Here is an 11,331-nt window from a genome sequence, read left to right as displayed (position 1 = left end):
CGCGCCGCGACAACACCGGCGGCGCCTCGGGCACGCTCGCCGGGGTGTGCTGAAGCCCGACACGCGCCACGACGGTGCCCTGCCGGCTGCCCGTGACGAAACCTTCGGCGGCAAGACGCTCGTAGGCATACAGCACGGAATTGCGCGCCATGCCGAGTTCATCGGCCAGCGCGCGCGTGGGCAGCAGTCGCGTGCCCTCCTCGATCTTGCCGCTGAGAATGGCCGTCCGCAGGCAGGCATACAGCTGGTATTGCCGTGGCATTCGCCCTGACGCCGACGGCGTGGCTTCACGCTCGAACGCCGACAACAGCACGCCGAAATCCATTGTGGCTCCATGAACATTGATGACTGTGGGTCTACGCATGGTGCCACGATTTGCCTATCGTGGACACATCCCCAACCAAAGGACGTCCCGCAATGACCGCGACCAATACCCAGCCGCCTTCGCCCCGCACCCGCATCCACCGTGTCGCCAGACGCGGCCATTACGATCGCGCGACCCTCCACGCCATCCTCGATGCCGCCTACGTCTGCCACCTGGCGTTTGCGGACGAACATGGCGTCCACTGCATCCCGACCGCGTGCTGGCGCGAGGGCGATCACCTTTACATCCACGGCTCCAACGGCAGTCGCATGTTGAAGCTCGCGGCCACCGGCGCGCAGGCCTGCGTGACGATCACCCATCTGGATGGGCTGGTCCTGGCGCGTTCGGCGTTCCATCACTCGATGAACTACCGGTCGGCCATCATCTACGGGTGCTTCGAGGCGGTGGAGGGCCCGGCGAAGGCAGCGGCACTGGACGCCTTCGTCGAACGCATCGCACCCGGGCGGTCACACGAGGTACGTCCGGGCGATACCAGCGAACTCGCTGCCACGACCGTCTTGCGCATTCCGCTCGACGAGGCGGCAGCAAAGATCCGGACGGGCGGTCCGGCGGACGACGAAGCCGACATGGACCGGCCGGTCTGGGCAGGCGTGCTGCCCATGGCGCTGCAGCCGCTGGCACCGCTGACCGATGCGGCTCCCACGGGCATGCCTGACTATGTGCGTGCCTGGGCATCGACGGCATCCGCCAGCGCTACGGATGCTGAAGCGGTCTCGCCGTGACCACCGGCACCACCCGCAGCACGATGCCGGCGTCGGATGCGCAGCGGGCCTGGCTGCTACTGGCCGGCATCGCATTGGCGTGGGGCATCAACTGGCCCGTCGGCAAGGCCCTGCTGGCGTACCTGCCGCCGATCTGGGTGGTAGCGCTGCGTTCCGCTGTGGGCGCTGCCGCGCTGCTGGTGATCTGCGTGCTGCGCAAACGCCTCGTGCTGCCCAAGCGAGGCGACATCCCCGTCATCCTGAGCGTGGGCGTGCTGCACATGACGGCGTTCTCCGTGCTTGCCAGCATCGGACTGCAGTACGTTGCGGCGGGACGCTCCGCCGTGCTGGCCTACACCACGCCGCTGTGGGTGGTGCCCGGCGCGTGGCTGATGCTCGGCGAACCCATGACCGTCAGACGCCTTGCCGGCGTCGGCCTCGGCCTGCTGGGCCTGCTGCTGATCTTCAACCCGCTGGCGTTCGACTGGCGCGACCGGAACGCGGTGCTCGGCAATGGCCTGGTGCTGCTTGCCGCGCTTTGCTGGGCGATAAGCATTCTGTATGTCCGCGCCCACAAATGGGTCACGCCGCCGTTCGAGCTGGTGTTCTGGCAAGCGCTGCTGGCCACCTGCCTGCTGATACCGCTGGCGCTGCTGCTGGACGGCATGCCGCAGGTCGACTGGCAACCGTCGCTGGCCGGACTGCTGCTCTACGGCGGATTCTTCGGCATCGCCCTGGCCTATTGGGCCGTGAACACCGTCAACCGGACCTTGCCCGCGGCCACGACATCGCTCGGCCTGCTCGGGGTGCCGGTGTTCGGCGTCGCGTGTTCGGCCATTGCGCTCGGCGAACCCGTTACGCTGCAACTCATCGCGGCGATGGGGTTGATTCTGGGTGGGATCGGGGTAGGGACGATGGGTGGAGGAAGACAAAGGGGGTGATGTCCCCCCTTATCCCCCTTTGTCCCCGGCGCCGTCAGTCGACCTTCACGTTCAGCTCACCCACGACGCCAGCCCATTTGGCCAGTTCCGCCTGGATAAACCGCCCGAGATCGGCCGGGGAACTGGCGGCGGGCGTCGCGCCCTCGCCATTGAAGCGCTGCACCAGCTTTGGCGAAGCCATCGCCTTGCCAACTGCCTTGTTCAGCGAATCGATGATCGGCTGCGGCGTATTGCGCGGGGCCAGCAGCGCGTTCCAGGTATTGATCTCGAAGTTGCCATACCCCGGTACTTCACGCATGGCAGGAACATCGGGCAGTTGCGCGGACCGGTCCCGGGTAGTCACTGCAATGGCCCGCAGCCGGCCCGCCTTGACCTGAGGCAACGCGCCAGGCAACGTCGCGAAGCTCATCTGCGTTTCGCCGGCAATCACCGACGTATTGGCAAGCGCCCCGCCGCGATACGGCACATGCACAAGCTTGGCACCTGCACCCTGGGCGAACATGGCGCCTGCGAGGTGCACCGGCGATCCGTTCCCGCTCGACGCATAGTTCAGTTCACCCGGCTTCTGCCGGGCCAGTGCCACCAGGTCGGGCACCGATTTCACCGGCAGGTTTGGGGTCGTGATCAGCACCAGCGGGATCGATGCCACCATGCTGATGGGCACAAATCCGTTGACAGGATCGTAGCCAAGCGATTTCTTGTACAGGGCCGGGTTGATGCCGTGGCTCGACACCGTCGCCATGAACAGCGTGTAGCCATCGGGCGCGGATTGCTGCACGTACGCGGCGGCGGCATTACCGGCCGCGCCGGGCCTGTTCTCGATGATCACCGATTGCTTCAGTTCGGCGGCCAGTTGCTCGGCCAGGGCCCGTGCCAGGATGTCCGTGGTACCGCCGGCCGCGTAGCCCACGACGATCTTGACGGGCTGCTGCGGATACTGCGCGGCAGCATTCTGCGCCATGCCCAGCCCGCCCACGATCATCGCCGCTGCGAGGGCAAGAATCGGCCTCTTGTTCATACATGTCTCCTGTAGTTTTATATGTTCGCCACGTCCGGCGCGGCGATACTGCCGGGAGCGGTGGGCTCCCGGCCGTCCCGGTCTCCCGGGACGCGCGCTACGTCCCGGTGAAGACCGGACTGCGTTTTTCAGCGAAGGCGCGCTTGCCTTCGCGATAGTCGTCGCTGGCGAAACACTGCATGACCAGTTGCTGCATGGCCGCGATATCGACTTCCGGGCCAAGCTGCTGCAACTGGCGGATCATGCGTTTGCCGGCGCGCAGCGTCAGCGGCGCATTCCCGGCGATCTGGTCGAGGCGGACCTGGAGCGCGGCATCGAGGTCCGCCGCATCCGGTGTATCCGTCACGTGATGGATCAGTCCGAGGGCCTTGGCTTCGGCAGCCGCGTAGCGATTCGCGGTCAGGAAGATCTCGAGCGCATTGGCCGCCCCGACTGTGGTCACCAGGTTGCGAATGGCGGTCAGCCGGTACCCGAGCCCCAGCTTGCCGGCCGGGATCGCGAAGGTGCTGTCGGCCGATGCGATCCGGATATCGCAGCACAGCGCGATGTTCATCCCGCCTCCGATGCAATAACCCTTGATGCGTGCCAGCGTGGGCTTGGCATAGTCGTAGAGCGCGAGTTGCGCGGCCTCTGCAACCTGCTCGTAGGCCGCCACGGCTTCGTCGCCGGAGCGCAGCTTGTCGAACTGGGAAATGTTGGCGCCGCTCACGAAAGCGCGTTCGCCAGCGCCGGTGAGCACGACCGCGCGGATGTCGTCGTCCTGCTCGAATGCTGCCAGCGCCTTGGGCACCGCCGCCCACATGTCGAAGGAGACGGCGTTGTGGCGCCCGGGATCGTTGAAGGTGATCCAGCCCGTGTTGCCCCGCTTCTCCACGAGCAGGGCATCGGTAATTTCGCCTTCCAGAATGCGTGTGCTGTTCATGTTGCCTTTCTTGGCCGTCTGGCCCGGTGTCGTTCGATTCCGTTGGTCAAATGCCGGCGCATGGCCGTGCGTGCCGCTTCCGCATCGCCAGCCGCGATGGCATCGAAGATGGCGTGGTGTTCGTTCTCGACTTCCGCGATACGCGCCGTCCCCGTTGATCCGGTTCGCAGCGTGCGCACGGCGTCGTGCAATACATGGCTCAGATGCGCCATCAACCGGATGAAGTACGGGTTGTTGGTGGCGTTACCCACGGCAAGGTGGAAATCGAGCGCGCTATCCGTGCCCTTCTCCAGGTCCCCGCCCGATTCGTCGACCTTCGCCAGCGCGACGCGCAATGCCTCGAGTTGCGCGTCCGTCCGATACATCGCCGCCAGCGCCGCCGCGCCCGATTCGATTTCGACCCGCAACTGGAAGACATGCTCGAGCGCATCCTTCTCCATCAGTTCATCGGTGACGATCTCGAAATTGCGCTGCCCGATACCGTGGGCCACGAACGAGCCGGTGCCGCGCCGCGTTTCCACGTAGCCCGACAGTTTCAGCCGTGCGATGGCCTCCCGCACGACATTGCGGCTCACGTCGAACGCCGTGGCCAGTTCATGCTCCGTGGGCAACCGCTGGCCATGCGCCAGCGAGCCGTTGAGAATGCGCTGGCGAATCTGGTGCGCGATCTCGTCGGGCAGGTTGTCTGGCCGGCGCAGGCTCGTGAATCCGCGGGCTTCGGTATCGAATGGGGCCTTCATCTGAATCTCCGTCATGTCTTGCGCCCCGGTGTCGGGGACATTCATGCCGGATATGTTAGCGCCCAATCAGATGACACCCTGCGCGGCGAGCGCCTCGACCTTCGCCGCGTCCAGACCGAGCAGGGCGCGATAGACGTCAAGGTTGTGTTCCCCGCTTTCCGGAGCCGGCGCCAGTTTCCCCATCGGCGTGCGGCTCAGCGTCACCGCCTGGCCTACGACCGAAATCGGCCCGAGCGTCGGATGATCGATGGGCTGGCTCATGCGCAGATGCTCCACCTGCGGATCGGCGAATGCTTCCTTCATATTGAGGATCGGGCCGCACGGCACACCTTCCTCGTTCATGCGCGCGATCCATTCCTGCGTCGTGCGGGTACGGGTGCGTTCGGCAATCTCCGCGCCCAGCGCCGCGCGATGGCGCGCGCGCAGCGGCACGGTCCGGAACCGCTCGTCCTGCACCAGTTCGGGCGCGCCAAGCACATTGCAAAGGCGGGCGAAGATGTCGTTACCCATGGCGGCGATGTTCATGTGACCGTCCGCCGTGGGGAAGACGCCGGTCGGGCTGCTGGTCGGGTGATCGTTGCCGCTCTGACCCGGCACTTCGCCATTCATCAGCCAGCGCATTGCCTGGAAATCCATCATCCACAGCTGCGACTGCAGCAGCGAGGTCTGTACCCATTGCCCCTGCCCTGATACCTCGCGCTCCAGCAATGCCACCATCACGCCGATCGCGCAGAACAGGCCGGCGGTCAGATCGGCAACCGGTATACCCGCGCGCATCGGTCCCCGCCCGGGTTCGCCGGTCACGGACATCATCCCCGAGATGCCCTGCGCGATCTGGTCCAGGCCCGGGCGGTCGTGATACGGCCCATCCTGGCCGAAGCCGGAAACGCTGCCGTAGACAATGCGCGGATTCACCTTGCGCAGCGACTCGTAGTCGATGCCGAGCTTGAATTTCACCGAGGGACGGTAGTTCTCCACCACCACGTCGGCCTTGCGCACGAGGTCAAGGAACAGCGCGCGACCTTCGGGGTGCTTGAGGTTCAGCGTGATGCTCTGCTTGTTGCGATGCGTGTTCTGGTAGTCAGCCACCTGCGCCGAGCCACCGGGCCGATCGTCGGGCGCCAGCCCCGGCTCTTCGATCTTGATGACGTTCGCGCCCCAGTCAGCAAACTGGCGCACGGCAGCCGGGCCCGAACGCACGCGCGTCAGGTCCAGCACGGTGAAACGGGAAAGCGGTCCAGATCCCACAGTTGTCTCCAATGTCTTTGCTCGGCGTTCGCGGATTGCCGATGCTGTTAAGTAGGATGTTGGACATCCTATCTGTAAAACTATAGGGAGCAAACGGGGTTAACCCGCTCATGACTGGTTTGCAGATCGAATCAGGAAAGGGAATGCAAAGATGGCCGAGGCGCGCCCGGCCCACTCTGCGTCAGGACGCCTAAGCCTCGAGCCCCTCGGCCACCAGGCTGGCAAAGACCTCCGTCAGCCGCGAACTGGCGAGGTGGCCCGCATGAGCCAGGCGCACCTCCACGGCGATCGCCGGCACCAGCGGCACCACCGTCAAGGCCTGGCCGAACACGCGCGCGGCGTACGGATTGACGATACCGATGCCGGCCCCCTCGGCCGCAAGCCGGCAGATCGTGCTCGAATAAGTGGTTTGCAGCGTCGCGGCCGGTTCCGCCCCGGCTTCGTGCAGCGCCTGCCAGAGCGCAACACTCAGTTCGTCGTCCGCGTTCAGGGTCAGCAGCCGCTGGCCTGACAGGTCCGCCGCGCGAATCCGCCGCCGCGATGCCATGGCGTGCCCGGGATGCATCACGCATACAGCGGGTGACCGGTGCATGACGCGGATATCGAACTGGGGATGATCGAGCCGCCCCGTGGCCAGCACCAGATCGAATCGTCCGTGCAGCAGCCCTTCGCCAAGCTGGTGGCTGCCGATGGTCTGCAGGTCCACCGATACATCGGGATGCCGCTCGATAAAGCGCGCCACGATACCGGGCATCGGCCCCAGACCAAGCGTCGGCGTGCAGCCGAGCCGAAGCAGGCCCGTGCCGGAACGGCGCAGCAGATGCACCTCCTGGCCGATACGCGCCAGACCCTGGAAATGCCCCTGTACGGTTTCGAACAGCCGCTGCGCCTCGGGCGTGGGCCGCAGCCGGCCCTTTTCCATATCGAACAGTTTCAGGTCGGTACCGGTATGCATCTGCGCCAGCACCCGGCTCACCGACGGCTGCGTGGTGTGCAGCATGGCGGCGGCGGCCGTTGTGGTGCCGCTCAGCATCACGGCGCGAAAGACCTCGATTTCACGAAAAGTTGGCGCGCGCGGCATATGGACGGGCTTCGATGGGGGTCACCGAGTGTATATCAGCAGCGTATAGGGTCCGCGCAAATTTGAATTATCCGGCATGGCTGCCCGCGCCTACACTCCTGCCATCGTAGACACGCACAGAACATCCCGGAGACATCGAATGCCACGCTTTTCCCGTTGCCTGCCCCTCATTGCCGCGCTGCTGGGCACGGTCGTGCCGGCCATCGCGCATGCCGCATACCCCGACCACGCACTGCGCCTGATCGTGCCATTCAGTGCGGGCGGCAGCTCGGACCTGCAGGCGCGGATGCTGGCGGACAAGCTTGGCAAGCTGTACGGCCAGCCGGTGGTCGTGGAGAACCGCCCCGGCGCGGGCGGGCATATCGGCGGCAAGGCTGTAGCCGACGCCGCACCCGACGGCTACACGCTGCTGCTTGGCTCCATCGGCCTGCACGCCACCTATGGCACGTATCCGAAGCTGAACTACGACCCGTCGAAGGACCTGAAGGTGGTGACCGTGCTCGCGGAAATGCCGCACGTCGTTCTGGTCAATCCGAGCATCCAGGTAACGAACCTCAAGCAACTCGTTGATGCGGCGGCAAAGCGCCCGGATGGCATGACGTTCGGCTCGGCCGGCGTCGGATCGTCGGTGCACATGATCGGCGAACTATTCAAGGTCACCACCGGCGCGCATCTGACCCATGTGCCGTACAAGGGAAGCTCCGCGGCCATCGCCGACTTGCTGGGCGGGCAGATCGACATGATGTTCGAGAACCCACCGACCACGCTCGGGTACATCCGCTCGGGCAAGTTGCGCGCGCTGGCCGTGACCGGCAAGACCCGGCTGCCGGCCTTGCCGCAGGTGCCAACGGCCGCCGAGGCCGGCGTGCCGAACTTCGTTGCCACATCCTGGACCACGGTCGCGGTCGGCGCGAAGGTGCCCGACGCGATCGCCGACAAGCTCAATGCCGACATCCGCTCGATCGTTGCATCGCAGGAATTCCGTTCGGCGCTCGCCGAGCAGGGCATGACACCGGTTGGTAACACCCGCGACGCCGCCACGACATTCATTGCCGGCGAGAAAGCCCGCTGGGACCAGGTCATCGCCAAAGCCCGGCTGACTGCCCAATAACCACAACGCCAACCTTATACCGAATCCACGCCCATCAAGCCGGCTGACCATGCTTCACGACAAGATCGAACCCCATCCCCTGCCGTGCCGACGGCTGGGCGACGGCAAGCTCCACCACTTCTTCGGCTACTACAACAAGAGCACCTGGGATCGCACCGACCGCTACGTACTGGCGCAGCGCGTGCCGATGGCCGACGCGGACCTGCATCCCGGCCTCATCGCCGAGATCGGCTTCTTCGATACCCAGGACGACGACCGCTTCCAGAAGGTCGGCCAGACCACCGCATGGAACTGGCAGATGGGCGCCCAACTGCAGTGGCTCGATGGCGCGCCCGGCAGGCAGTTGATCTACAACTGCCGCACCGACGACGAATCCGCCTTCTATCCGTGCCTCGGCGCGGTCATCCATGACGTCGCCAGCGGTGTTTCGCGCCCGCTGCCGATGCCGGTCTACGTGGTGGCGCCGGACAGCCGCTACGCGCTGTGCGTCGATTACCGCAGGCTTTACGTCACGCACCAGACCATCGGCTACAGCGACGAGGCTTCGCTGCGGGCCCTCCCCCAACTGGATCTGGCCCCCGCGCGCGATGGCATCCATGTGATGGACCTTGCGACCGGCATGTCCCGGCTGATCGTCAGCTACGACACGCTGCGCAACTTCCATCCGGTTCCGTCGATGGACAAGGCGATCCACTGGGTGAGCCATATCGAAATCAATCCGTCGTCGTCGCGCGTGCTGTTCCTGCACCGCTGGACGGAGCGGGTCGAGGACGAGACCTGCTTCCTGCATCGGCTGATCACCGTGAACCCCGATGGCACCGACATGCGGCTGCTCGAGTGCTCGGACCACCCGCTACCGCAATTGGCGGCGCATTTCGATCCGAATGCCGTGGGTACCTTCGACTATGAAAAATCGGAGTACCAGATCTCGCATCCGCTGTGGAAGGACGACACCCACATCATCGTGTGGGGCCCGCACGCGGGCAGCATCCACTATCACCTGTACGAGGACCGCGCGGACGGCGAGGTCACGGTGATCGGGGCCGACGTCCTGACCGAGAACGGCCATATGACGTTCTCCCGCACGCATCCCGACTGGCTGCTCAGCGATACCTACCCCGACGCGCAGACCAACGAGCGCATCCTGTTTCTGTATCACGTGCCCAGTGGCGTGCGCCACGACATCGGTTCGTTCTACACGAGCCCGACGCTCAAGAAGGAAAACCGCTGCGACCTGCACCCGCGCTGGAGCCGCGATGGCAAGCGCGTGTGCATCGACTCGATCCACGACGGCAACCGGCAGATGTACGCGCTGGATGTCGCCGCGCTGGTCGATCCCGCGTAGGCATCGGCCGAAAGCATTACCCAAAACGGGGATAACCGGGGTAACGGGGGTATTTCGGCCGCTTGTCCGCTACACTGCGGCGCAATGCCGTCGATCCAGCCCCCGCGCCATGCGCCTGCGTCACCTTGAAATCTTCCATGCGGTCATGCGTACCGGCTCGCTGAGCCGGGCCGCCGAACTGCTCTTTATCTCCCAGCCCGCGGCCAGCAAGGTGCTGGCCCACGCGGAACGCGACCTCGGCTTCAAGCTGTTCACCCGCGCGCACGGCCGGCTGCTGCCCACGCGCGAGGCGCAACTGCTGCACGCCGAAACGGTGCATCTGTTCGCCAACCTGGAGAACGTGCGCCAGCTCGCGCGCAACCTGCGACGCCATCCCGAGGGCCATCTGCGCATCGGCTGCCTGCCCAGCCTGGGCCTGAGCCTGATCCCGCAGGCGGTGCGAGAGTTTCGCCAGCGCTGCCCCGGCGTCTCGCTGGAAATCGAGACACGGCATGGCGACGAACTGCAGGGCCTGGTGATGTCGCGCGAACTCGACATCGCCGTGGTGTTCGACCCGGCCCCGCGCCCGGGCGTGACATCGAGCGCTCTCGGGCAAGCGGAGGTCGTCTACCTCGGCCCCGCCTCGAACGCGCCGCCGCATGGGCCGGTGCAACTGGCCGCGCTCGACGATCAGCACTGGATCGGCATCGGCAACAGCGACCCGCTGGGTGGCCTGATCGCCCAGGCCTTCCGCGATCTCGGGCTGGAGGAGCGCACGCCGATGATCGAGGCGCGTACCTACTACGTGGCCGCCGCGCTGGCGGAATGCGGCGTCGGCTACGCTCTGGTCGACCATTTCACGGCTCAGTTCTCGCAGCGCGCGAGCGGCGAGGAACTGCTGATCCGCCCGCTGGAGCCCGCCTTGTCGGTAGGCGTGGCCGCGATCTACGCGGACGGCGCTGCGTCCTCGCACGCCCACGACACCCTGCTGGCGATCCTCGGATCCCAGTTCGAGGCGGCGCTGCCGGGCCGGTCTGAATAACCTCAGGTTATAGGGTATGCGCTAAAGGTCATTTGAACGCTATCCCGCTCTCGTCAACACTGTCGCCTTGCCCGCAGTTGCGGGCGGCAGGTCATTTTCAAGGGTGGGGAGAGAAACATGCGGGTATGCGTACTGGGTGGCGGAGTGGTTGGCGTCGCGAGCGCCTACTATCTGGCGCGCGAGGGGCATACCGTTACCCTGCTGGAAGCGCGCGACGAACTGGCCCAGGAAACCAGCCTGGCCAATGGCGCGCAACTCAGCTACAGCTACGTGGCGCCGCTGGCCGACCCGGCCGTGCTGCCCAAGCTGCCGGGATGGCTGCTCGACCGCAACTCGCCCCTGCGTTTCGTTCCTCGCCTTGATTGGCGCCAGTGGACCTGGTGCCTCGAGTTCCTGCGTGCCTGCCGCACCGGCGTGGCCAAGAAAGTCACCGCGCAGTTGCTCGGGCTGGGCCAGCTCAGCCGCGATGGCGTGCATGAACTGGTCGAGCGCGAGGCGCTGCACTTCAACTATCAGCGCAATGGCAAGCTGGTGGTCTATCGCGATCCGGTTGCCTTCGACGGCGCCCGGCGGCAACTGGAATATCAGGCCTCGCTTGGCAGTCGCCAGCAGGCGCTGGACGCCGCGGCCTGCGTGGCGCTCGAACCGGCCCTGGCCTCGTTGCAGCACAAGCTGGCCGGCGGCATCCACACCCCTAGCGAGGAAGCTGGTGACTGCCATGCTTTCACCGTTGGCCTGGCCGCGGCCGCCACGCGCCGATTTGGCGCGAGCTTCCGCTGTGGCACGCGGGTGACGGGGCTGCGGCACGCAGCGCGACG

12 protein-coding genes are annotated in these 11,331 nt (G+C 65.8%); 6 read left to right on the top strand and 6 right to left on the bottom strand.

Annotated elements, in window-relative coordinates; translation table 11 throughout:
• The coding region (locus tag D769_RS17455; protein WP_008647530.1) for a GntR family transcriptional regulator at positions 1–325 on the bottom strand (325 nt) is incomplete at its 3' end.
• 92 nt (positions 326–417) lie between these two features.
• Between D769_RS17455 and D769_RS17450 the strand changes: the two genes are divergently transcribed.
• Both D769_RS17450 and D769_RS17445 read left to right on the top strand, forming a co-directional pair.
• On the top strand, positions 418–1,107 hold the full coding sequence (locus D769_RS17450) for a pyridoxamine 5'-phosphate oxidase family protein (protein WP_008647528.1): 690 nt from the start codon (positions 418–420) through the stop codon (positions 1,105–1,107).
• A complete protein-coding gene (locus tag D769_RS17445) occupies positions 1,104–2,027 on the top strand; it encodes a DMT family transporter (protein WP_008647526.1) in 924 nt (307 codons plus the stop codon). Before D769_RS17450 ends, D769_RS17445 begins: the two co-directional genes overlap by 4 nt.
• Positions 2,028–2,061: 34 nt before the next feature.
• Here D769_RS17445 and D769_RS17440 read toward each other — a convergent pair whose 3' ends face one another.
• The 5 genes from D769_RS17440 to D769_RS17420 all read right to left on the bottom strand — a co-directional run bounded on the left by D769_RS17440 (position 2,062) and on the right by D769_RS17420 (position 7,036).
• A complete protein-coding gene (locus D769_RS17440; protein WP_008647525.1) occupies positions 2,062–3,045 on the bottom strand; it encodes a tripartite tricarboxylate transporter substrate binding protein in 984 nt (327 codons plus the stop codon).
• Between the two features lie 97 nt (positions 3,046–3,142).
• Entirely contained in the window at positions 3,143–3,967 is an 825-nt protein-coding gene (locus D769_RS17435) for an enoyl-CoA hydratase (protein ID WP_008647523.1), read from the bottom strand.
• The gene (locus tag D769_RS17430) at positions 3,964–4,707 is read right to left on the bottom strand and encodes a FadR/GntR family transcriptional regulator (protein ID WP_008647521.1); all 744 of its coding nucleotides are present in this window, start codon (positions 4,705–4,707) and stop codon (positions 3,964–3,966) included. Before D769_RS17430 ends, D769_RS17435 begins: the two co-directional genes overlap by 4 nt.
• A 66-nt stretch (positions 4,708–4,773) precedes the next feature.
• A complete protein-coding gene (locus D769_RS17425; RefSeq protein WP_008647518.1) occupies positions 4,774–5,955 on the bottom strand; it encodes a CoA transferase in 1,182 nt (393 codons plus the stop codon).
• Positions 5,956–6,145: 190 nt separating this feature from the next.
• Positions 6,146–7,036 carry a LysR substrate-binding domain-containing protein gene (locus D769_RS17420; protein WP_008647516.1) on the bottom strand — a complete coding sequence of 297 codons (891 nt, stop codon included), beginning with the start codon at positions 7,034–7,036 and terminating at the stop codon, positions 6,146–6,148.
• A 139-nt stretch (positions 7,037–7,175) separates the two neighbouring features.
• On the opposite strand from D769_RS17420, the gene D769_RS17415 reads away from it, so the two are divergent.
• The 4 genes from D769_RS17415 to D769_RS17400 form a co-directional block, all read left to right on the top strand.
• Positions 7,176–8,147, top strand: a complete 972-nt coding sequence (locus D769_RS17415) for a tripartite tricarboxylate transporter substrate binding protein (RefSeq protein ID WP_008647515.1) — start codon at positions 7,176–7,178, stop codon at positions 8,145–8,147.
• A gap of 49 nt (positions 8,148–8,196) precedes the next feature.
• The gene (locus D769_RS17410; RefSeq protein ID WP_008647514.1) at positions 8,197–9,492 is read left to right on the top strand and encodes a hypothetical protein; all 1,296 of its coding nucleotides are present in this window, start codon (positions 8,197–8,199) and stop codon (positions 9,490–9,492) included.
• 109 nt (positions 9,493–9,601) lie between these two features.
• A complete protein-coding gene (locus D769_RS17405; RefSeq protein ID WP_008647513.1) occupies positions 9,602–10,513 on the top strand; it encodes a LysR substrate-binding domain-containing protein in 912 nt (303 codons plus the stop codon).
• Between the two features lie 117 nt (positions 10,514–10,630).
• The coding region (locus D769_RS17400) for an FAD-dependent oxidoreductase (protein ID WP_008647512.1) at positions 10,631–11,331 on the top strand (701 nt) is incomplete at its 3' end.

Source organism: Cupriavidus sp. HMR-1, assembly GCF_000319775.1.
GTDB lineage: Bacteria > Pseudomonadota > Gammaproteobacteria > Burkholderiales > Burkholderiaceae > Cupriavidus > Cupriavidus metallidurans.
The sequence above is the reverse complement of the archived record's forward strand: the minus strand, read 5'-3'. Positions and strand labels throughout refer to the sequence as shown.

Bases quoted from the DNA above. Each gene is read 5' to 3' on its own strand.
- D769_RS17450 (WP_008647528.1), top strand. From the start codon at position 418: ATGACCGCGACCAATACCCAGCCGCCTTCGCCCCGCACCCGCATCCAC.
- D769_RS17440 (WP_008647525.1), bottom strand. From the start codon at position 3,045: ATGAACAAGAGGCCGATTCTTGCCCTCGCAGCGGCGATGATCGTGGGC.
- D769_RS17435 (WP_008647523.1), bottom strand. From the start codon at position 3,967: ATGAACAGCACACGCATTCTGGAAGGCGAAATTACCGATGCCCTGCTC.
- D769_RS17430 (WP_008647521.1), bottom strand. From the start codon at position 4,707: ATGAAGGCCCCATTCGATACCGAAGCCCGCGGATTCACGAGCCTGCGC.
- D769_RS17420 (WP_008647516.1), bottom strand. From the start codon at position 7,036: ATGCCGCGCGCGCCAACTTTTCGTGAAATCGAGGTCTTTCGCGCCGTG.
- D769_RS17415 (WP_008647515.1), top strand. From the start codon at position 7,176: ATGCCACGCTTTTCCCGTTGCCTGCCCCTCATTGCCGCGCTGCTGGGC.
- D769_RS17410 (WP_008647514.1), top strand. From the start codon at position 8,197: ATGCTTCACGACAAGATCGAACCCCATCCCCTGCCGTGCCGACGGCTG.
- D769_RS17405 (WP_008647513.1), top strand. From the start codon at position 9,602: ATGCGCCTGCGTCACCTTGAAATCTTCCATGCGGTCATGCGTACCGGC.